Source organism: Syntrophales bacterium, assembly GCA_035363115.1.
Lineage (GTDB): Bacteria > Desulfobacterota > Syntrophia > Syntrophales > PHBD01 > PHBD01.
In genome coordinates this window covers 83,667-107,203 of sequence record DAOSEM010000009.1, presented here as the reverse complement: position 1 = coordinate 107,203, position 23,537 = coordinate 83,667, and the positions used below count along the sequence as shown (strand labels likewise).

Below are 23,537 nucleotides of genomic sequence, written 5' to 3'. Positions count from 1 at the left end.
TAAACGGGAACCACTTTATGAGTCAAATCAATAGTGATCGTGACCAAATCCCGAGCCGGACGGCCCGGGCAGCGGAGGCTGCTCTCGGTGACATAGGATCAAAGACGATTGGAATCGTGACTGCCCGTCCGGGCGGTATGTCTCCTGATTCTTGCTGAACAATGCCCGGAGTCCGCAGGGAAATTCAGACGGAATCGAATGGCCTAACCAAGGCATCGGCCTCAATCTGTGGCACGAAACAGAAAGAAGATATCCGGGCCACAGAGTAGGCGACCATGCCGCTTTATGAACAAATCCCTCCTGAGGAGGGGGCCGGTTGAAGCCTGGCCGGCCTCCTCCCTTTCCCGTAAGGCGTCCGTCTTGCCACCCCGTCATTCCAACAAAGACAACGGTCACCATAGAAAAACCACCCAACGGCCGGTTGGACAGCCAGAATGCGGTCCTTCCCTCCGGGGATATCCGGGTGGTCCGGATGGTGACGATCCGGCACGGCGAATGAAAAATATGGAATGACCACCATTGGGACACGGCGATCGTTCATCCGCCGTGGCGGTTCAATAAACGTCAACAGGAGAATCAACATGACGACACCGGTTCAGCAGAAGATCAGGGACAAGAAAAGGACACCCGAACAGATCGCGGAGATGGTCAAGTCGGGAGACTGGATCAACCACGGAAGCACCGGCGGCGACTCCACGGTCTGCACCGAGGCGGTAGCCAGGCGGCTGGGCGACGGCCCCGGCCGGTTGAAAGACATCGAGTTCTGGATGCATGCAATGTTCTATCCCCATCCGGAGCTTCAACAGATCGATCCCCACCAGGAATTTCACACCATCCATGAATTCTTCTTTTTCCCCTGGAACCGCAAGGCTCGGGACACGAACAACGTCACCGACTGGGCCCAGTGGGGCTGGGCCTACGGAATGCACGCCCATCACTACCGGTTTGCCAACGCCATCAAGGAGAAGCGCGGGATGGACTGGTGGTTCAACGCGACGACGGCCCCAGACGAGCACGGCTATTTCAACATGTCCTATGGGACGAACAACTGCAACATCTTCCGGCAGACCGCCAAGAAGATCGTCTTCGAGGTGCGCTCCGACTACCCCTGGGCGGAAGGCGGCCGCTACAACACGATCCACATCGACGACATCGACTACTGGGTCGAGGTGGACTGTGAAAAGCATATGTGGCCCCAGGTGAACGAGAAGGCCATCCAACCCAGCTCCGTCGAGCAGGAGATCGCGAAGAACGTCATGCAGATCATGCGGGACCGGGACATCATCCAGCTCGGCATCGGTTCGCTGCCCTCGGCCTGCGTCGCCGCCATGGCGGATGCCGGGTTCAAGGACCTGGGCGTCCACACGGAGATGATGAACTTCGGCCTCATCAAGATGATCGAGTCCGGCCAGGTGACGAATGCCTATAAGAGCCTCGACCGGGGCAAGAGCGTCTACACCTTCGCCTTCCCCGTGGATGTGAAGTGGTACTACGACACGATCCACCGGAACCAGTCCATGGCCGTCTACGATATCGACTACACGAACAACCTGAACGTCCTGACCCGGATCGACAACATGATCTCGATCAACAACTGCGTGGCCGTCGATCTCCTGGGCCAGATCTCCACGGGCTTCTATGAAAAGCGCCCGATTTCATCCACGGGTGGCTTCTTCCAGTTCCATGTATTCTGCGCCCAGTCCCGGGGCGGCCGCGGCGTCGCGGCCATGACGTCCCGGAGCAAGCACGGCACCGCCCGCATCGTACCGTTCCTTCCAACGGGCTCGACGGTGGACGTGCCGGCCCAGTTTGCCAATTACGTCTGCACCGAGTTCGGCATGGTGAATCTCCGCGGCTTGAGCGGCTACGAGCGTGCGGCGGCGCTGATCTCCATCGCCCACCCGGACGACCGGGAATGGCTGGAGAAGGAAGCCCGTACGAACGGCCTCCTGCCGCCAAAGTTCCCCGTCTCCATGCTGCCGGCAGAGGGCGGAGGGCGCCGTTACCCGGCCTACGAGGAGCGCCGCAATTACAAGATCCCCATGGGAAGCGCCGTCTGGGGCTACGATTGGGATCAGGGATACCAGAGCGGAAAGTAGCGGCCCGCTCTTGCACGGATCGGAAACGAATGGGATCATCGGCACTTTTCCCATGAAAAGAACCAATACTACTTAAGATTTCATCGCAGAAATCTGTAGCGGGATTCAGACGGAGTCTGCTTGCCCTCAAGGCGATTCGGCTTCAGAGTATCATTGGATGGGGGGATATATAAACTCCCCACTCATCTGCAAGGACTCAGGCTTAATGGGCCGTCCGGGAGATCCGCGGGCCATCCGGCCGGTCCCGGACGGGACGTTGCGGCGGAAGGCCGCAAGGGCATGATTCATCCGTGGAGGATGAAGGCTGCGGGGGGATTAAAAGATGAAAAACAGAAAGAGGAAAAGAAATTGGGTCAAGTGGGTTGAAACGGATGTCTTCACGTTCATCCGGAAACAGAAATCCCTCTAATGGAACAGGGAGTCCTCGAAGGATGTACTCGAGGAAGAGCCAGGAAAACCCCGCCAATCGGAAGATGACGGGGTTTTTTTGTCGCTGCTTTCAGGACGAGCCGGGTCGCTTGCCTGATAACGGTTAAGGAGGAAAAGGGTATGGAAGGAGCAGAAGGCTGGAAGGTGGCGGTGTTGGGGGGCGGCGGTGTCATTGGGTCGAGCTGGGCGACCAACTTTCTCTGGAGAGACCTGCCCGTCAATGTCTACGACATCCATAATGACTGCCTGCAGACCGCACGGAAGCGGATCGAGGCCAACCTGGACTTTCTCGTCAACAAGGGCGTTCTGAATCCCGATGAGAAGGAGGGAGCCCTGGGGAGGGCGTCTTATACAACCTGCCTCGAAGAGGCGCTCTCGGGTGTCGATTTTGTTCAGGAAGCCGCGCCGGACGACTTTGAGGTCAAGCGGGATCTTCTGGCGGAAGTGGATCGATACGCCTCCCCGGACGCCATCTTCGCCAGCAGTACCTCCGGGCTATTCATCACGGAAATCGCTGCGGATTCGGCCTTTCCCGAGCGGTGCATCGTGGCGCATCCGTACAATCCGGCCCACCTGATTCCTCTCGTCGAGATCGGGAAGGGAAGGGAGACATCGGAGGAGACCGTACAAAAGACATGTGATTTCTTCCACTCCATCGGGAAGGCACCCATTGTGCTCAGGAAGGAAGCCTTCGGCTTCATCGCCAACAGGCTTGCCGCTGCCCTCTACCGGGAGGCCGTCGACCTGGTCATGTGCGGCGCATGCTCCCTGGAGGACGTGGACAAGGCCATCAGCTTAGGGCCGGGGATTCGCTACTTTCTGACGGGGCCGAATCTGGGCTACCATCTCAATGGCGGCATGCATGGAATCCGGGGGTTGCTGACGCGAATCGGTCCGGCGGTGGAGTGGTGGTGGGAGGACATGGCCACCTGGTACAAATGGCCCACCGGCTGGATGGACAAGGCTCACGAAGAAGTGCTGCAGGCCATCGAGAAGCGGGATCCATCCACGGGCCGGACCCCGGAGGAGATCAGCCGCTGGCGGGATGACGGGCTCCTGATGATTCTCAGGTACATCAACAGGATCTGAGCGGTCCGGTTGGTTCCGGATTCATGGGTGCTCAATCAAGGAAACGCTTCCTGATTTCCAGAATGGCGGGCAATCTTTCCGTAAAGATCGCGATAAGATCCGGATCGAAGTGACGGCCTTGCTCATTCTTCATATGCTGAACGGCCCTGTCCACGGGCCAGGGCTCCTTGTAGGGTCGCCAACTGGTCAAGGCGTCGAAAACATCGGAAACGGCCGTGATGCGGGCGTAGAGGTCGATGTCGGTTTCCGAAAGCCCTCTCGGATATCCTTTGCCGTCCCAACGTTCGTGATGCTCCAGGGCAATCACGCCGGCCACCTTCAGGAGAGGGGATTTATGCTCCCCGATGATCCTTGTCCCGTACAGGCAATGCCGTTTCATAATCGTCCACTCCTCTTCATCCAGTGGGCCCGGCTTCAGGAGGACTTTGTCGGGGATGCCGATTTTCCCCACGTCGTGCATCGGGCTGGCGAAGAGGATCAGGTCGGCCTCATCCTGGGACATGCCGAGCGCCATAGCGAGAAGGCGGCAGTAATTGCTCATGCGGATGACGTGCATGCCCGTTTCGTTGTCTCTATATTCCGCAGCCCGCCCGAGCCGGCGAATGATCTCCAGGCGGGTTTCCTCGATCTCCTCGGTGCGCTTCCGTACCTCGTCTTCGAGGCTTTTGCGCTGGTTGTAGAGAGCCAGGTGGGTGGCCACCCGGGCCCGGACGATAGGGGGACTTACGGGCTTGGTGATGTAATCTTCGGCTCCGATGGCGAACCCCAGGGACTCGTCTTGTACATCGTCTCTGGAAGTGACGAAGATGACCGGGATTTTCCGGGTGTTGACATTTTCCTTCAGGAGACGGCAGACCTCGTGCCCATCCATGCCGGGCATCATGACGTCCAGCAGGATAATATCGAGCGGCGTTCCGGTCATCGCGAGCTTCAGCGCCCGTTCGCCGTTGTTGGCCATCTTGATGTTGTATTGATCCTTGAGGATGCTGCTCATCAGGGCCAGGTTTTCCGGTGCGTCGTCCGCGATCAGGACCGTCTGCTTTTCCTTCGGTTCGCCCATTGACATGATCACCTCCTCATGTTCACTTCCGATCCTTGTCCCTCCGGGTATCCATTAACTCCAGTGCCTTCTCGAAATCGTACCGGCGGACGGCCGACTCGAAGGGACCGAAGGAGCCAGGCCCCAGGATCGCCTGCAGCGTGCCGTATTCGCGCTCGAAGTACTCCGGGATCTCGCTGTCCCCGTTCGCCAGAAGCTCTTTTATCTTCTCCGTTACTCCGGTCATCTTCGCCTCATCCACGCCCGGGGAGACCTCGGTGGCCACGGGGCGGGGGATCACCCCGGCCAGGCTGGAGATCAGTTTCTCCAGCTCCGCGGCATAGGCCTCCAGGGCCTGGTCGATCTCCCCGCGGGATTTCCTCTCCACGATCAACTGCTCCAGGGTGGCCGCCAGCTCCTGGACGCGGACGGCCCCGATGTTGGCGCTCACCCCCTTCGCCGAGTGGGCCAGGCGGCGCGCGGTCTCGTAATCCCCCGCCGCCAGGCTCTCCCGGATCTGCGCCGGGGCGGGCTCCTGGTTATCCATGTACATCCTCAGGAGCTTCCCGTAGGCGGAGCGGTTCCCCATGATCCGGCGCAGCCCCAGAGCGGTGTCCAGCCCGGGGATCTCCGGTACGGCTTCCTCGCCCGACGGTTCGGGGCCTGCCCCGGTCTCGACCTTGGGGGTGCCCTTCCCGGGGTCCTTCTGGATGGGGCCTCCCTCGTGCGGCCGGATCCACTTCAGGAGCTTCCCGAACAGGTCCGCCGGGTCGATGGGCTTCCCGATGTGGTCGTTCATCCCTGCTTCCAGGCACCGGTCGATGTCCGCCTGCATCACATTCGCCGTCATGGCCAGGATCGGCAGGTCCCGGAAGCGTTTGTCCCTCCGGATCTCCCGTGTCGCCGTTACCCCGTCCATGACCGGCATCTGCATGTCCATCAGCACCAGGTCGTAGGTCTCCCGGCGGATCTTCTCGACGGACTCCCGGCCGTCCTCTGCCTTGTCCACTTTCATCCCCGCCTGAACCAGCAGCTCGACCGCCAGCTCTCGGTTCAGCGCGTTGTCCTCCACCAGGAGAATCGAGGCTCCCCGCAGGGGTTCAAGGTCCACATCCGGTGTGTCCTTTCGCCGATCTTCATCCGTCGTCCAGACCTCCTTCCCCCCCATCACATGAACCAGGGTATTGAACAACGTTGAGGCAGCGACCGGCTTGATGAGCACGTGCTCGAATCCCGCCAGGGCCGCTTCATTCAGTACTTCCTCGCGCCCGTAGGCGGTGACCATCACCAGATACGGAACAGCATCCAGGGGCAGTTGCCGGATGGCCCGGGCGGTCTGGATTCCGTCCATTTCCTTCATCCTCCAGTCCAGCATGACGACCTCATACGGCCGGCCCGCCTCACCGGCCGTACGGATCTCCTCCAGGGCCTCTCGACCGGATGTGACACTCTTCGTGATGAAGGTCATCCCCCTCAGCAGGTCCTCCAGGATGATCCGGCTCATCTCGTTGTCATCCACCAGCAGGATCCGCTTGCCCCGGAGGTCCGGTTCGGGGAGAAATGTCCGTTCCCGGACCTTCCCTTTGCCCAGCCGCGCCGTGAACCAGAAGGTGCTCCCCTTTCCGTGCTCGCTCTCCACCCCCACCTCGCCCCCCATCAGGTGGGCCAGTTCCCTGGATATCGCCAGTCCGAGGCCTGTGCCCCCATGCTGCCGTGAAATGGACGTGTCCGCCTGCTGGAAGGACTGGAACAGCTTTCCCTGCTGCTCCTTCGTCAGCCCGATCCCCGTGTCCCGGACAGAAAAACGCAGCACCACCTCGTCCTCCGTCTCCTCCTCCTTCTCGACGGAGATGACGATTTCCCCCTCTTCGGTGAACTTGACGGCGTTGTTGGCGTAGTTCACCAGGATCTGGCCCAGGCGCAGCGGGTCGCCGACAAGGCTGTAGGGCGTGTCCTTCCCGATACGGAACATCAGCTCCAGCTCCTTCGCCGACGTCTTCTCCGAAATCAGGGTGGAGACGTTCTCCAGGACCTTCTGCAGATCGAACTCCGTGTGCTCCACCGGCAGCTTCCCCGCCTCGATCTTGGAGAAGTCCAGGATGTCGTTGATGATGCCCAGCAGGTGCCTCCCCGAGTCCTTGATCTTTTCCAGGTAGTCCCGCTGCTTCGGGTTCAGGTCCGTCTTCAGGGCCAGCCCGGAAAACCCGATCACGGCGTTCATGGGCGTCCGTATCTCATGGCTCATGTTCGCCAGGAACTCCGCCTTCGCCTGTGCGGCCTGCTCCGCCAGCTCCTTCGCCTTTCGCAGCTCCGCGGCGGCTTTTCTCTGGGTTGTGTGGTCGAGGACGGTCGAGCGGCTCATGATGTAGCGCCCGGACTCATCCCTGACGGCCGTCGCGCTGACCAGCACGGGGAGGATCGTCCCGTCTTTGCGGACCATGTCCAGTTCAATATCGTGTATGTAACCCTGCGCCATGAACACAGGATAAGTATTCCGGAATCTTTCCAGGCTATCCGGAGTAAACCAGCCGGTGATCTTCATCTTCCCGACCACCTCATCCCGGCTGTAGCCAAGCCAGCCGAGTTCCGTGTCGTTGATGTGCACAATGACCCCGTCTGCATCCAGCGAGTGATACCCGCAGGGAGCGCCGTTATACAGGTCCGCAAGTTCCCGGTTGGTCCGGGCCAGCTCCTCCGTCCTCTCTGCGACCCTGCGTTCGAGGGAGCGCCGCTCCTCCTCGAGTTCCCGCTCCACCTGCTTGCGCTCGGTGATGTCTGTGAACATGGCGAACGATCCCTGGAACCGGTTCTGCTCGTCCAGAACCGGGGCAGAGGAGACGATGGTCCACAGCTCCCCGCTGTCCTTGCGGCGGAATCTACGCTCGTACACTTCGGAGCCGCCATCGTGACGGCGCCTCATTTTTTCCCGGTGATCCGGAACGTCCTCCGGGAAGACCATGGACAGCACGTGTCGTCCGACGAGCTCATCTTCCCGATATCCCGTCATTTCCTGCATGCTGGCATTGACGTAGGAGATGCGGTCGTCCGCGCCCGTCATGGCAATGCCCTCCTTGGCGGTGCTGATGATCCGCCGGTACCGGGCCTCGCTGGCCCGCAGTTCGTCTTCGGCATGCTTGCGGTCGGTGATGTTGCGGGTTGCGATGAGAATGGATATGGGCTTTCCGTTTTCGTCGCGGACGAAAGACATGGTCGTATCGACCCAGATGATGCTTCCGTCCCTGCAGTAGAGCTCCAGCACGGCGGTTCTGCTTCGATGCGGGTCCGCGTCTCCCGCCGCCTCCATGGCCAGTTCCTCCTCCGCGATCCGCAAGGCCTTCTCCAGGGATTCCGGCGGCATGATCCGGTCCAGCGTCTGCCCGGCCGCCTCCTCGGCGGTGTATCCGCGAAGCCGCTGAATCGAAGGGCTGACGTAGGTGATCTGGAGATTCATATCCAGCAGGGTGATGGTGTCCGCCGTGTTGTCCATGATGAGACGGTACTTTCGCTCACTTTCCGCGAGAGCCGCCTCCGCCTGCCGGCGGGCGACGAAGTGCCCCACCCGGTTTCCGGTTTCTTCAAGGAAATGCAGGATGGATTCGTTCTCCTGCTGTCTTGTCGCGGAAAAGAAAACGAGGACTCCATTGGTCTGACCTCTCGCCCGGATCGGCACGGCAACGGCCGATTTCAGTCCCGCCCTGGACGCCTGTTCGGCCCGCAGGAAATCCTGGTCTCCGAGCAGATCTTCCGGCCAGATGATGCGACCCTCGCGAAATGCCTTGCCGGGGAGTCCTTCCATCCCCGAAAACGTCCAGTCACGGCTGAAGACATCAAACGCGGCGATCTCTTCCGCCTCCCGGTGCCAGGACGCTTCGCGGCGAATTTTGTCCTCAAGGGCGTCGTGGAGCCACATCTCGCCATAATCCCACCCAAGGGACTCGGCCACCATCCGCACGATGTCAGGCGCTGCCGTTTTGAGGTCGGAGGCTTCCGCCAGAATTCTTGAGAGATGGTTCAGGGCTTCCCGCCTTGTCTCCTCCTCCGTGCGCGCCGTGATGTTCTCCACGGTTCCGACGAAGTCGACAGCGTGCCGAGCCTCGCCTTCGCCCTCGAACGCGGCCAATCCGTGGGCTTCCACCCAGCGGACGGATCCGTCGGGGATGTTCACGCGGTATGTCACGGCGTACGGGACCGGGTTTGCAGGATCCAGCGCCGCCTCGACGGCCGCCCACACGCGGGGCAGGTCGTCGGGATGAAGGCGGGCGAGGATCTCCTCGTTGGGCCTCTGACTCCCCGATACATCGAAGATTTCCCTGTATTGCCGATCGTAGCTTGCCATCTTCGTTGCCGGGTTATAGCTCCACCACCCCAGGTGTGCCGCGTCCAGGGCCAACTGGCGCTGCTGGTTGGAGCGCGCGACTGCTTCCTCGGCCTTCCAGCGGGCTGTGATGTCCGTGTGGGTGATGACGGCTCCCTGACCCTCTCCCCGCAACCGGGCGACGCGCATGTTGAACCAGCGTTCAACAGCGGGGGAGTGGCAGGGATATTCCAGGGAAAAAGCGGTCTTTGTCCCTTCCAGGACTTCCTGGATACCCTGCATGGCGCAGGCGGCCAGTGTGTCGTTGTCACGGCGCCAGGCATCGATGCAGACTTTCAGGTAGCTTGTACCGACATATGCTTTCTGGTCCGGGGCGTCGTTTTCCCGGGCGAATCGGACCCACGCATCGTTCACGGCCGTGATGACGCCCTGCCTGTCCAGGACGGCCATGTTCGTGAGAATGGAATTGACGACGTCGCTGGCAAAACGCTCGTTTGACGCAAGGGCATCCTCGTAAGCCTTTCGCATCCGGCCGGTGCGGACCAGGACAAGGGACAGGACCAATAGAAGCAATGCCGCCATGGAAAGGGCTGCCATGAATTCCCGGAAGAGGCGGTCTGAGATATCCTGGAGGTGCGTTTTCGCCAGGTTGCCGAGAATGCCGGCCCGTTCCTCCATCTCGTTGAACGCGATCCGGATGCTTATCTGCCTGGTTTGTTCGTCCATGCCCGCGTCCGACAGTTCCGCCAGGTGGGCAGCCGAAAATCTCAGGCTTCTGCGGTAGCTCTGCCACTCCTCCTTACCGGAAAGCCCGAGGTCTACCACGGCGGCATCGAGGGAGCCAATCGACTGGCGCAGCAGCGCCAGCCCTTTTTCGCGACTGAACGGAGAATCCCGATGTTCCGACCGGCTCAGGTGGAGGAACCCCTTGCCCAGTTCGATCCTCGCCTGGCTGATATTGTCCGTTATCATCGTGGCTTGCTTGACGAGCTCTTGGTGTCGTATGTACATCCAGGCCATATCGGCACAGACCAGGGCGGCGGAAACGAGTACGGCAAGGATCCAGCGGTTGAAACGAGGTGATGCCTGCCGCCGGGCGTCCGGCAATCCGAACGTGGGGTTGTCCTTATTCATGGCGACAGGACCTCCGCAGTGGTTACGGAACCCGGGACCTCCGCTTCAGTGAAGCCGAAGCTCTTCAGGATTTGAAGGTGATCAGGGCTCCCGATGAAATCCTTTTGTGCCTCGTTCCAGGCGGCCTGGAACACCTCGTCTTTCTTGCGGAAAACAAAGGCGCCGTAACCCAGCCGTCCGGATATCGCGGGTAGCGGCTGCACAAATGGATCGGCAATCTCGATGCGATCATTTCGCTTTTCTGTCACGATCCGGTGGAGGGTGGGGGAGGATAGCGCGAGTCCGTCGGCTCTCCCCGATTCGACGGCGACACTCCCGGAACGGGCATCCGGCACGGCCACCAGCCGCTCCATCGGATAGTTCATCCGCCTGAGCATCTGCTCCTCCACCGAACCGGACAGAACGGCAATCCTGGTTCCCGGTGTCTTCAGGGCCTGCGTGTAGGAATGAAGGTCCAATGGATTGCCCTTGCAGACGAGCAGGGCCTGCCGGACGTGGAACGTCGGCTCGGAAAAGCGGACCCTCCGGGCCCGCTCCGGGGTGATGAACATACCGGCGGCGATGACGTCGATGCGCCCCGCCTCCAGTTCGTCGATCAGGGAGGAAAACTTGGCATACCGCCATTCGACGCGGGGGATGCCCAGACGCTCCACGATCCGCCGGGCCACTTCCGGGGACTCTCCGGTTACTTCCCCGTCCGGTTTCAGGAACGCATAGGGGGCTTCGACGGAATAGCCGATCCGGATGACACCGGCTTCCCGGATTTGTGAAAGGGAAGGGTCCCGATCTTGCAGCCAGAGAAACAGGGTGGCCAGGATGAGGGCGGCCGGCAAGATGATAACGATTGTACGGCGAACGGATCGCCTCATCCCGGCCTCCCTTTTGATCCGATCGGGAGTGGGAACGGACGTTTCAACGACCTTGAGGGGGTTGATTGGATGGATGGTGATACGGAGGCTGAGCAGGGAGGAATGCAGTTCTCGGGGATGCGCCGGTAATATATGCGGCAGCCGTTATCTCTGTTACCAGGACGGCCGGCAATCCCTGCTCCCGACATCGCCGCCTCCTTTGGCAGGTTGTTGGGTGCTCGATCCGCAGCGCGGTTCCGGGTGGTGCTTACGAGGAAAGAATGTCAATTGTTTCAATTATCATTTCATCTTACACCATCTTGTAAACGACTATCATTCTATCGTCAAGCCGGTATGCAAACCGGAACCGTTCATGATTTTGTTACACACCTTTTGCTTCGTTGCCCTTCGATCACGCTTTCTTGCCCAGGGTGTTGCGGATCGCCTCGGCCAGGATTTTGATCCGGAACGGCTTCATGATGAAACAGGAGATGCCGCAGGCGGATTGCTTTTCCAGGTCCTCCTGTTCCTGAAAGCCGGAGCAGAGTATCACGGGAATGTCCGCACGGATTTTGTGAAGATCGCTCGCAATGTCGAATCCCGTCATGCGTGGCATGGTCTTGTCTGTGATCACCAGATCGAATGCGTCACTGTTCCTGCTGAATTCCTCGATGGCCTTGACTGGGTCCGTTTCGGCGACGACAAGGTAGCCGAGTGCCTCCAGCAGTTCCTTTCCCAGGTTGGCCAGGGGCTCTTCGTCATCGATGAACAGAACCCTCTCGCTCCCCCGTGGCAGGGAAACCTCGGCAACGGGCGGGATCACGTCGGCCTGCTTTTCCATCAACGGCAGATAAACGCTGAAGCGCGTCCCCTTGCCGATTTCGCTATACACCTTGATTTCCCCGCCATGATCCTTGGTGATGCCGTGCACGACGGCCAGCCCCAGGCCCGTGCCCTCTCCCTTTCCCTTGGTCGTAAAATAGGGATCGAAGATTTTTTCCATGTGCTCCGCCTTGATGCCGTGACCCGTGTCCCGAACCTCCAGCTTCAGGTAGCGGCCGCCGTCAAGGGTGGGGAAAAGCCACTGTTTTTCCCTGCCGATGGTGATTTCCTCCACCCCGATCTCCAGCATACCGCCCTTTCCCGTCATGGCATGCCCGGCGTTCGTGCACAGGTTCATCAACAGCTGATGCATGTGTGTTGCATCGGCCATGACCACATCCGATGTCGCATTCAGCTTTTGCCTGATTTCGATGGTCGAGGGCAGGGATGCCCGGATGAATCTTGCGACTTCGCTGACGATCGGAATGATGGCCGTCGGCCGTTTCTCCGGCACGGCCTGTCGGCTGAAGGTCAGGATCTGCTGCACCAGGTCCCTGGCGCGGCCGGCGGCATTGAGCACTTCCTCCATGCCCCGGTACACCTTCGGGCGGTCCCGGACCTGCTCCTTGTACAACTCCGAATAGCCGATAATGGCTCCCAGGATGTTGTTGAAGTCGTGGGCGATGCCGCCCGCCAGCGCACCCATGGACTCCATCTTCTGGGCCTGGAGAAGCTGATCCCGGAGCTTCTCCTTTTCTTCCGCCGCCCGTATTCGATCCGTGATGTCCCGCATGGAGGCGAGGACGGCGGCTTTTCCTTCAAAAACGATGCGCTTACCGACGCTTTCCATGCGCATTCTCCTGCCGTTTCCCGTGATCAGCGAGTACTCCGCGAGGTAGCTGTCATGGCCTTTCGCGAGCTCTATGAAATCATTCAGCACGTCTTCCCGCGATTCCGGTGCGACGAAGTCCATCACATTCCTGCCCACAAGGGAGTCCGAATCCTGGGCTTCAATCGTCCGGGCCGCCGAATTGTTTGCGAACAGGATGGTTCCTTCCAGATTGATAATGATCGTAGAATCGAAGGCATGCTCGACGAGGGTTCGGAACATCGTCCCGCTCTCCCGCAAGGCTTCCTCGGCCTCGATACGCTTGGTGATGTCGCGGGCGACGGCGATCATGCCGGTGATTTTCCCCTCGTGCATGACGGGGGAGCCGCTGATATCCCCGTGCTTTACGGCTCCATCCTTTGAAAGAAACCGGTAAATTGCTGTGGGGATGCCCTGTCCCTTCAGGATCTGTTCGGTGTTGGAAACCGCCTTTTCGAATGATTCCGGCAGAAAGATGTGCTTCAGATCGAAGACGGGCCGGCCGATCAGCTCTTCGGGTTTGTAGCCCAGTATTTTCTCGACGCTGGGAGAGATGTTCAGGATCTTGAGATCCGTATCGATCATGTAAATAACGTCCGTCACGTTCTCGAAACTGAGCCGATACTTTTCCTCAAGAAGGCTCAACTGCTTGTTGGCCGCTTCCAGGTCCGACATCTTCTTTTCGAGTTTTTCAAAAAGGATTGCGTTGTATTGCCGAAAAAACTCCATTTCCTCTCCGAGGGGCCTGGTGCCGACCTGTTCTAAAGAGCGTTTTCGGTTCAGGACTTCTTTCAATATATTCATCAGGATATGCGGTTCCTGGGGCTTGATGACAAAGCGGTCCGCACCGAGGCTCAAGGCAAACTCCTCGTCTTTGGGTTTCGTATAGGTGGCCGTGTAAAAAACCAGGGGTATGTGCTTGAGCAGATCGTCGGATTTCCACTCCCGGCACAGGGCATAGCCGTCCATCACCGGCATCAGGATATCCGTGACGATCATGTCCGGAGGGGCGTGCCTTGCCTTCACCAGCGCCTCCGCTCCGTCGAAGGCGCTTTCCACTTCGTATCCGTTTCCCTCCAGAAGCACTTGAAGCAGGTAGAGATTCTGCTCCTGGTCGTCGACGATCAAAATGCGCTCTGCCATTGCCTGTTCCCCTCCGTCACGGCCGGTCGATCCGGATCGGCTCCCGTTTTACATATCACAACCGGATCGGCAATTCCGCCGCTATTGAATGACTGCTGAAGGTCATGGAACATTTCATGTACCGGGCCCCCGATACTCCCGCTGCAAAAAGAAATCGCGATCCTTCGCCACCACCGCAATGGACAGCAGGAGCAGGAGGACGGTCTGGATGACCTTGCTGTCCGGATGCGTTTGAAACATCTCATTGAAGCATCCCGCGGTAATGTGAAAGACAATTGCAACCAGGATGCTCCGGTTTGTCTTGTAATACAGCCAGTTCATCAGCACGACATAGGGAACAAGGCTGACCATGAAATTCAGGCTGTAAAGGAGACCGGCTTCGGCGACATTGCTGTGATAGTACCCTTTGATGAACGAGAGCGGCATGTGCCACAGGGCCCAGAAAAGGCCGAAGAGGAGGGAAACGGTCAGAAGGTTCATGCGCTGTCGCAGGCAGTCCGTACCATAGGAATGCCAGGCCAGCTCCTCCACCAGCGGGGCCAGGAAGAGCAGGAACCACCCGGGAAAGATGCCGGCGGAAAAGGATGACGTGCCGGCAAGACGAAACTGGTCCGCGCTGTGGCCGAAAAGCAGGGAAATCGCCTGTGCTGACAGGATGCTGGCGAGCATGAGAAAACAGGCCAGAAAGAGGTAAACGGGCCGGGCTCCTTTCAGGCCGATGATCCGGTGCCTGAGATCCTCCCGCATCTCTTTGTGCGGCCAGATCATGGAGAATGCGATCACCGTCGGTCCCAGCAGCCCTGCGACGCCCAGAATGCCGACAACCGCTCCGAGAAACGGGGTTGCCGGTGTGATATGGCTTGCATAGGCAGCGCCGAACCAGAATGTCCAGGGGATGGCCGTGGACAACCCGTAGAAGAGAAAGGGATGACGGTAGCTACTGATGTCCATGTTTTTCTTCTGCCCGAGGCTATCCGCCGGGCATCTCGCAAAGGATTGCCGTGGCCATTATTTATCTATCGGCGCATGGCCATTCCATCTTTAATACCGGCCGACGCCCGGCGGATATATCATGGAACTTTCAAGGAGTGTTAAGAATTCCGGAGATGATAAGCTGATGGACGTCGCGAGGGACAGCGGGAAGGATCCGTTGCGGCGGAACCGGCACGCCGCAACCGTGAGAGTCAAATATAGGGGAGGGTTTGCCCGTGCATCCAATACGATCGCGATGACGCAGCCGGATCATCCGCACGAGGAGCAGGTGCCGCATCCGCCGCCGGCGCCCACGAAGCTGGAGGACAGCTTGAATCCCGATCCGTGTGGGGTCTCGATGAAGTCCACCGTGATCGGCTGTATCTGGTTGAGCAGATCCTGGTTGATGACAAACGTAAGGCCGTTGTCCTCAAAAACCTGATCATTCGCCTGCTGCTCATCCAGGGCCATTCCCAGGGACGTTCCCGAGCAGCCGCCCTCGAAAACCATCACCCGGATCGGAAGGTTTTCCTGCCGGTTCTTCATGAAATCCCTGATCATCTCGTTCGCCTTTTCCGTCACTGTGAACATATGTCCTGATCCTTTCCGGTATGGGGTAACCTCCGGGACCTGCTTGCCTCCGGAGACGACCACGAATTAAATCATGGACGGAACAATGTCAACCCATATGAAAGAATTTAATTATAGATAATAAGCATATATCGGAGGCGGCGATTCGATATTCGAATTTCCATTATGATGAAAAAGAATGGTATGAACCCGCTCTTGGGAACGGATGTTCATCGACGCGGTTGTGGAAAACGGACGCGAGCACGAAGCGCCCCGGATCACGGGGATCATGGCACACGCGCCGGCCATTTCTGGAAGGCTCCCGGTGAATTAGCGGACTACAGGGCAATGCAGGAGATCATGGCGGACATACCCGGACATCGTGGAAATCCTCAGGAAGCAGGCCTGTCGGAGCAATATCTTGAATTCCTCTTGAAGAAAAGGGAACAGGGAGCCCGCATCGTCGGCCTCTACTGCTGCTACGCCCCCGCGGAGCTGATCCGGGCCATGGATGCCGTTCCCGTCTCCCTTTGTGCGTCTTCCCAAAGAACCATTTCCGCCGCGGAAGAAGTCCTGCCGGCCAATCTCTGTCCCATGATCAAGTCCAGCTTCGGTTTCATCCGCACCGGGACCTGTATCCTCTACGAGCTCTGCGATGCCGTCATCGGCGAGACGACCTGCGACGGAAAGAAGAAGATGTTTGAACGGATCGCCCATTTGAAGCCCACCCACATCATGGATCTTCCCCAACTTCCCGATGACGGGACGGCACTGGACCGCTGGGTCGGGATGGTCCGCAAACTCAAAACCTTTCTGGAATCCGAGTTTCAGACAACCATCCATGAGGACCGCATCGAGGCGGAGATCCTGGAGACCAACAGGAAGAATCGGATCATGAACCGCTTTTTCGACGCACTGACCTTCCAGCCGCCGCTCGTTCACTGGCGGGAGCTGTACGACGTCATCGGCCTCGATGCCTTCCTGGACAGCGGCAGGCTGCAGTTCGTGGTCGGAAGAATCATGGAAAGGCTGAACCAACGGACCGCGGCGGGAATCCTCGTTGCGAAGCGGGGTGCGCCGAGGGTCCTCGTGAGCGGATGTCCCATCAGCGGTGATGCGAACAAGATCCTGCAGATCATCGATGAGGCGGGGGGAGCCGTCGTGGCGCTGGAGGCGTGCAGCGGAATGAAGGGATATTCCATCGAGATCGGGGAGGGAACGGGAGACCCTCTGCGGGCCGTTGCGGAAGCCGGTCTCATGATCCCCTGCTCCTGCATGACTCCAAACTGGAGGCGTCTCGACATGCTGGACGCGATGATTGCGAGATTCAGGCCCGACGTGGTGGTCGACGTCGTTTTGCATGCCTGCCACGCATACAATATCGAATCGCTCAAAATCCTCGATCACGTGAAGGACCGGCACGGGTTGCCCGGTCTGAAGATCGAGACGGATTACTCAAATGGCGACATGGAACAGATCCGGACTCGGATCGAAGCACTTCTTGAATGCGTGAGACCCTGCTGATGGATTCCGAAGAGGACGCGAAGATGCGATGCGGGCCGGATAGAACTTATAATCGATCCAGCTCCCTGCGGACCGCCATCCCCAGTTTTTCAATTACGTAAGGTTTCCTGACGTATTCACCGGCGCCGAGATCCTGGGCCTGGTTGACCCGCTCGGTCCTGGCGAAGCCGCTGACGATGATCGCCTTCTGTCGCGGCTGGATTTCGAGGATCCGGCGATACGTCTCCAGGCCGTCGATTCCGGGATCCATGATCATGTCGAGAATGATCAGATCCGCCTGGTTTGCCCGGAGATATTCCACGGCCTCCTCGCCGCTCGCCACCGCTGCCACCCGGTAATCGAGACCTTCCAGAATCGTGGCGGCCAGAAGGCGCTGTTCCTTCACGTCGTCCACGACCAGGATGCTTTCGCCGTTTCCTCGATACTCCCGTTCAGCCGGGGCATGATCCGTTTTCGAAAGGGCTTCCCTGGTCACGGGGAAATACAGGACAAACGACGTGCCTTGATTCTCCGCCGTCTGCACATCGATATACCCGCCGTGGTCCTTGACGGTTCCCCAGACCACCGCCAGGCCGAGGCCGGTTCCGCTCCGGCCCATGACCTTCTTCGTGTAGAACGGCTCGAAGATCCTTCCCATGTCCTTCTGCGCGATCCCCGACCCGGTGTCCGTCACGGTCAGGACGGCATACTCTCCTTCCCGTGTGTTCTCATAGCCCGGCAGGGCCAGATCGACATAGCGGTTCTCCGTCGTGACCGTCACCGTACCCTTGCCGCGTATCGACTCCGCCGCGTTGGACAGGAGGTTCATGATCGTTTTGCTCAAGTGTACCGGGGAACCCTTGATGTTGAAGAGATCTTTCTCCATCCGGCTCTCGAACAGGACATCCGGATGATGCGCTTTCACGAGTTCGAACTCGGGCGTCTTGAAGGCATCGGCCAGGACCAGGTTCAGGTTCACGGTTTCCGAGACGGATACGCCACGCCGGGCCATGGTCAAGAGATCCTGGATGATGGCGGCCGCCCTCTGTCCCCCCGCCAGGATGCTCCCGGCGTAATTGGCCGACCGGCTTCCCTCCGGCGCCTCCCGCATGAGCAACTCGGAGTAGCCTACGAGCACACCCAGGACGTTGTTCAGGTCATGAGCCACACCGCCGGCCAGAATCCCCAGGGATTCCATCTTTTCGGCCCGCTGCAGGCGCTCCTCCATGATCTTGCGATCGGTATCATCCCGAATGCATTCAATGGCTCCGACGATCTTTCCTTCCGAATCCCTGAGCACGGAGGCGGTTCCCGAAACATGGATGTTTCCCGGAGGCAAGGCCGGTGTGAAAGCGTCTCCCTGAATGATATCGCCCGATCTTCGAATCGTCAGGTATTCCTTTTCCTTTTCCGGATCCGGATGCAGCGCGAGATCAATGAGAATGCGCCTTCTTTCCCCGTAAAACGGGATGGCATATTCATAGTTTCCCTTGCCCAGCATGTCTTCTTTCCTGACGCCGGTCATCGCTTCGATGGCCCGGTTCCAGGCAATCACCCTGCCTTCCTCGTCGATGACCAGGGTCGCGTCCGGGAGAAATTCAATAATGTCCGCCAGCCGTCTCTGGGATTCCCTCAGTCTCTCTGCGGCATGTTTCTGTTCGGTTATGTCCATGACAAAACTGAGAACCGCCGGCCTGCCGTCCCAGGAAATGACGGTCGGATGAATCTGCACCCAATTTTCCGTTCCCTCGGATGTAATAATCCGAAACGGATAGTCGATTTCCGGAGATTCGCCTTTCAATCTCCGTTGATGACGCTCAAGGACGGTGGAGCGATCATCGGGATGAATGAATAACGGAAACGGTTTTTCCAGCAAAAGGTCTCTTGGATATTTCAGAATCTCCGCGAGGGCCTGGTTGGCAACCTTGATCATGCCGTCCTGGGCAATCAGGATTCCCTCCGTGGCGCTTTCAAACAGAAGACGGTAGTTTTCTTCGCTCTTTCGCAATGCCTCTTCCGTCTGGTGCCGCTTCTTTTCCTCCTCCAGGATGAACCAGGCCCTGAAGCCGTAATAGGAAAACAGGACTCCGCCAAGAAGCAGGAGTCCGATAACCATGAAAAGCTTATTCCGAAAACTCTCCAGCGAAGCGATGATCTCGTCTTCCGACGAGGCGACGACGATGGACCAGAATGTGTTCCCAAGCCTGATGGGCATGTAGACGGCATGTTTCCTGACACTCTCCACCTGACTGCCGCGGATTTTGTCAAACGTGTAGGTGGTCGTGCCCTGCTCGCCCTTGAGCATTTTCTCCGCCATCACCAGGATGGAGGGAAAATCGCTGCAGTTCTCGAAGACGGAATTCCCGATGTGCCCGGGTACCGGGCAGTAGAGCTCCGTGCCGTCCCTGCTGACGACCCAGGCATAGCCGGTGTTCCCGACCCGGATGTTCTCCAGGTAGCGCTTGGCCAGTGCCTCGAAATTGATGGTGATGCCGATTGAACCGTCGTAGGCATGATTCCGAAAGACGGGGACATGGAGGGCAATGGCGCGATATCCCTGTAAAGCCAGGAATACATCGCTGATGACGGGCTTGCGGGTGGCCATCAGTTCGCGGACATGCGTCTGCCCGGAGATGTCTTTCCCGATCACGGCGGAATCGAAAGGGTATGTATAGACAATCCTGCCCTTTGCATCCAGGCGTGTAATCGCCCGGAATTTATCCTGATTAGCCTTATAAAGGAATTCAAAGCTTCTCTCCGCCCGCTTATCGAAGTGTATGATGGATTTCGCCGAGGAAATGGAGGTCAGGAGGCGCGTCCAGCCGGTAAAAGAGTCTTCGATCCCGCGTGCGGCATGTCCTGCCTGAATCCATTGCTCGTTGTTGACGTTCTTGATCGCGTCCTGTTTGGCTTCGTTATAAAAAGAAGCGAAGAAATAGGCGCTCAGTCCAAGGGTGAAAATGATGGCTGCCAGGATGTATCTGTGTTTCATTTCCGGAATGCTCCCCGTCCGGGTGCAGACTTATTTCCCACTGCCGCTCTCTGTTCGTCGTTCAATACTTCCACTGGCAAAAATCCGGGAAAGCCACTAACTTCTTGATGGCGGAGGGATTTCCCTCCAGGGCCTGCTTCGCCAGTCTGCCGCACGGAGAGTGGGGCTTCTTCGTATAGTGTTGCGCGATGTTGTCCGCGCAGGCGTTGCAGGCTCCCATCTCCGCGAACTTTATCCTTGAGTCGCCGTAACGTTTCCCGGCTTCGGACCGTTTCTTCGGCTGGTAGGCCTTGCCGAGTGTCCTGGCGATGTCTCGAGCTTCCCCGGGTTTCACGAAACCGGAATCGATCAGCCCGTCGATGTCTTTGACGTTGCCGCCGCACAATGCACGAACGACGTCTTCATGGTATCGATTCCATGAATTGTCGGGCAATTTCGCCCGCTCTGCGAGCATGTCCATGTTGTCATGATAGTTCGGATTGTCGCGGTTGACATCGCTGCAGGAAAGACCGGCGAATGCCGAAGCGGTGAAAACCAGGCCCGGTATGATCGTAACCAGGATCAGCACAATCATTGTGTTTCGTCGAAACATGACCTGCTCCTTTTATGTACCGGCTGCTGCCTCCTATATCACACCCTGGTTATATTTTCTGCGGCAACGGTTGCCAATTTTGTTATTCCATGCAGAAATCAAGCAGCCCCTGGGAAAACGTGGATTCCCAGGGGCCGCCCGTCACTCATGATATTCTTCCTGTACTATACCCGGCGGGCCTTTCCTTCCCAGTAAGGCTCTCGCAGGACCTTTTTGTCGATCTTGCCGAGGATGGTTTTCGGCAGTACGTCCATGAAAACGACCTTCTTGGGCTGGGCGTACTTGGCAACCTTGCCCTTGCAGAATGCCTTGATCTCGTCTTCGGTAGCTTCTCCATCAGGCACGATGCATGCCGTGACGGCTTCGCCCCAGTAGTCATCGGGAATCCCGATGACAGATACTTCCTTTACCTTGGGATGCTTGCGAATCAGATCCTCGACTTCCGCCGGAAAGACGTTCATGCCGCCACTGATGATCATGTCCTTTTTCCGATCCAGGATATAGACGTAGCCTTCCTCATCCACCCGCCCCATGTCACCCGTATGGAGCCAGCCGTCCTTCAGCGTTTCGGCAGTGAGTTCCGGCTGATTCAGATAAGAATTCATTACGTACGGCGCCTTCACAATGATCTCGCCGACCTGCCCGACCGGCACCTCCTGGCCGGCTTCATCGACGATCCTGAGCGACACCATGACGTCCGGACGTCCGCAGCTCTGGAGGATGGCCGGTTTTTCCAGGGCCTTGATATGGTCTGCTACAGAAAGGGTCGTGATCATGTTCGGGCATTCGACGAGGCCGTATTTCTGGTAGAAAATCGGGCCGAAGACCTTGATCGCCTCGGCCAGGCGGGCGTCCGAAATCGGTGCTGCGCCATACCCGAGTACCCGCAGCGAACTGACGTCGGAGGGTTTCGCCTTCATGATGTCGAGGAAAATGTAGATGATCGTGGGCACCATCATCATCATGGTGATCTTTTCTTTCTCGATGATTTCCAGGAGGCGCACCAGGTCGAAGCTCTTCTCGATGGCAAAGCTTGTGCCCCGGACACAGCCGGCAAACAGGAGCCAGCCGGTGGCATGGGACATGGGCGTCACGATGAGAACCTTGTCGTCGGGCACGAAGGGCAGTTCAACGACATGGGCCAGGATGTCGAAATAAAGGCTTTTCTGGTTGTGTACGACGCCTTTTGATTTGCCCGTCGTTCCGCCCGTGTAGATAATCAGCGCATCGTGGTCCTCGCCGGCGGTCGTGCTCACGGCGGTATCGGGATATTTCGCCTTGAAGTCCTCCCATCCAAGCATTCCATCCCCCGCAGGACCGTCCACGACGATGATATCCTTCAGTTGCGGCAGACTGCTCTGCATGGATCGAATTTTTTCTGCATGGGACGCATCGACGAATATCATCCTGACCCCCGCGTCCTTGAGAACAAAAGCGATGTCGTCCGGGCTGATCATCATGTTCATGGGCACAAGTGCCGCGCCTGATTTGTAGATCCCGAAATCCGCCACGGCATAGTGTACACTGTTGGGCATGACCACGGCGATGCGGTCACCCGGGCCGTACCCGCATGCACGGATACCGTTGGCCACGCGATTCGAGGCCTTTTCAATGTCACTGTAATGAAGCGTCAACCCCTCCCGGTCTGTAAAGATCCGATCCCGGTGTTTTCTCAACGTGTTGATTGCAAGATATTGAGATGTTTGCATGGTATCGATCATGTCAATGACCTCCTATGGTTGGCTTTGCGATGATGCCGGTTTCGGCGTGAGTCCGAATGCAGCGATGCATCATGAAGGAACCGCGGGTTCCTTTTCTCGGACCGCTTCGATCATATTCAGGTTTTTTCGAGGATATGGATGCACATGGCGGCCTCTTCGACCCCGATGTTCCCGCCGCCGTTTTCGGCCAGTGCCAGACGAGCCCCTTCGACCTGCCGTTTTCCGGCATCCTCCCGCAGTTGAAGAACCAGTTCATGAATCTGAGCCAGTCCCGATGCTCCAATGGGATGGCCGCGTGACTCCAGGCCTCCGCTGGGATTGATGGGTTTCTTCCCACCCAGGGTTGTCTCACCGGATTCTGCATAAGGCCCGCCCTGTCCTATCGGGCAGAATCCCATCGCTTCGGTCTGGTGAAGCTCTCCATAGGCTGTGGCGTCATGAAGCTCCGCCACATCGATGTCATCGGGTCCCAGGCCGGCGAGAGCGTAAGCCTGCCTGGACAACCGTTCGCCGATGTCTTCGCCATCCAGGTCCCGGTTCGACCCCTGACCGAGAACGGAAGCGCGAATTTTCACCGGGCGGGCGCCCGCCAGCTTCTTCAGGAATCGTTCAGAGCAGACGATGGCCGCGGCCGCTCCATCGCCGACCGGTGCACACATGGACCGGGTCAGGGGATAGGCCACGGGGACGTCGGCCATGACCTCCTCGACGGTCATGGGTATCTGGTATTGGGCCAGTGGGTTGAGAGAACTGTGGAAGTGGTTCTTGGACGCGACGACGGCAAATTGTCTCTGGGTGGTTCCGAACCGGTCCATGTGCCAGCGTGCCCCGGTTGCATAGGCGTCCATGAAGATGCTCCTGCCTTTCCCGGGAGCGGACTTGTCCTCTGGAATCTCGATCCGAAATGACTTCCCGATATCCATAATCATCTTGATGTGTTGCTCAAAGTTTCCCACGTCCATACAAAAGGCATACGCGGAAAGTGACTTGAGCTTGTCGGGGTTGGTGATTTTCTCCGATCCAACGGCAATCGCCACGTCGTACATGTCTGCCATGATTCCCGTGCAGGCCAGGTGGAGAGCTGTAGACGCCCCGGCACAGGCGTTCTCAACGTTGGTGACAGGGATCTTGTCGATGCCAATGGATCGAAACACCACCTGTCCCCGGATGGAATGCTGATTGTCGAACATGCCCCAGAACGTATTGGAGAAAAATCCGGCCTGAATATCCTTCTTCCCCAGTCCTGCGTCCTTGAGGGCCATGCCGACAACATCTTCCGCCATGGAACGAACGGCTCCCTCGGGATAGTGCCCGAATTTGTTCATTCCGGTTCCAATGATGTAGACATTCCTCATAAGCTGACTCCTTCGATATGTAGTCGACAGGGATAACAGCAACGAT

The 23,537-nt window shown here is 58.4% G+C and carries 13 protein-coding genes; 3 read left to right on the top strand and 10 right to left on the bottom strand.

The annotated features are described in order from the left end of the window. The first annotated feature begins 581 nt into the window (after window positions 1-581). Window positions 582-2,099, top strand: a complete 1,518-nt coding sequence (locus PLO63_15220) for an acetyl-CoA hydrolase/transferase C-terminal domain-containing protein (protein ID HOI75494.1) — start codon at window positions 582-584, stop codon at window positions 2,097-2,099. Window positions 2,100-2,648: 549 nt separating this feature from the next. Continuing rightward, complete coding sequence (locus PLO63_15215) at window positions 2,649-3,617, top strand: 3-hydroxyacyl-CoA dehydrogenase family protein (GenBank protein HOI75493.1); 969 nt, start codon at window positions 2,649-2,651, stop codon at window positions 3,615-3,617. A gap of 31 nt (window positions 3,618-3,648) precedes the next feature. Here the strand turns inward: PLO63_15215 and PLO63_15210 are convergent, their stop codons facing one another. From PLO63_15210 to PLO63_15185, 6 genes are all read right to left on the bottom strand, one after another. Continuing rightward, entirely contained in the window at window positions 3,649-4,683 is a 1,035-nt protein-coding gene (locus PLO63_15210) for a two-component system response regulator (protein HOI75492.1), read from the bottom strand. Between the two features lie 16 nt (window positions 4,684-4,699). Continuing rightward, entirely contained in the window at window positions 4,700-10,105 is a 5,406-nt protein-coding gene (locus PLO63_15205; GenBank protein HOI75491.1) for a PAS domain S-box protein, read from the bottom strand. Then, the gene (gene ehuB, locus PLO63_15200) at window positions 10,102-10,974 is read right to left on the bottom strand and encodes an ectoine/hydroxyectoine ABC transporter substrate-binding protein EhuB (GenBank protein ID HOI75490.1); all 873 of its coding nucleotides are present in this window, start codon (window positions 10,972-10,974) and stop codon (window positions 10,102-10,104) included. Before ehuB ends, PLO63_15205 begins: the two co-directional genes overlap by 4 nt. Window positions 10,975-11,365: 391 nt before the next feature. After that, window positions 11,366-13,786 carry a response regulator gene (locus tag PLO63_15195; protein ID HOI75489.1) on the bottom strand — a complete coding sequence of 807 codons (2,421 nt, stop codon included), beginning with the start codon at window positions 13,784-13,786 and terminating at the stop codon, window positions 11,366-11,368. 114 nt (window positions 13,787-13,900) lie between these two features. Further along, window positions 13,901-14,737, bottom strand: a complete 837-nt coding sequence (locus tag PLO63_15190) for a CPBP family intramembrane metalloprotease (protein ID HOI75488.1) — start codon at window positions 14,735-14,737, stop codon at window positions 13,901-13,903. Between the two features lie 291 nt (window positions 14,738-15,028). After that, the gene (locus PLO63_15185; protein ID HOI75487.1) at window positions 15,029-15,349 is read right to left on the bottom strand and encodes an IscA/HesB family protein; all 321 of its coding nucleotides are present in this window, start codon (window positions 15,347-15,349) and stop codon (window positions 15,029-15,031) included. A gap of 339 nt (window positions 15,350-15,688) precedes the next feature. On the opposite strand from PLO63_15185, the gene PLO63_15180 reads away from it, so the two are divergent. After that, on the top strand, window positions 15,689-16,852 hold the full coding sequence (locus PLO63_15180) for a double-cubane-cluster-containing anaerobic reductase (protein ID HOI75486.1): 1,164 nt from the start codon (window positions 15,689-15,691) through the stop codon (window positions 16,850-16,852). A 46-nt stretch (window positions 16,853-16,898) separates the two neighbouring features. Here PLO63_15180 and PLO63_15175 read toward each other — a convergent pair whose 3' ends face one another. The 4 genes from PLO63_15175 to PLO63_15160 form a co-directional block, all read right to left on the bottom strand. Next, window positions 16,899-19,823, bottom strand: a complete 2,925-nt coding sequence (locus tag PLO63_15175) for a PAS domain S-box protein (GenBank protein HOI75485.1) — start codon at window positions 19,821-19,823, stop codon at window positions 16,899-16,901. A gap of 61 nt (window positions 19,824-19,884) precedes the next feature. Next, window positions 19,885-20,415, bottom strand: coding sequence for a hypothetical protein (locus tag PLO63_15170; GenBank protein ID HOI75484.1), 531 nt, complete (start codon window positions 20,413-20,415; stop codon window positions 19,885-19,887). Between the two features lie 164 nt (window positions 20,416-20,579). Next, entirely contained in the window at window positions 20,580-22,136 is a 1,557-nt protein-coding gene (locus PLO63_15165; protein ID HOI75483.1) for a long-chain-fatty-acid--CoA ligase, read from the bottom strand. A gap of 116 nt (window positions 22,137-22,252) precedes the next feature. Then, on the bottom strand, window positions 22,253-23,491 hold the full coding sequence (locus tag PLO63_15160; GenBank protein ID HOI75482.1) for a thiolase family protein: 1,239 nt from the start codon (window positions 23,489-23,491) through the stop codon (window positions 22,253-22,255). Window positions 23,492-23,537: the final 46 nt, after the last annotated feature.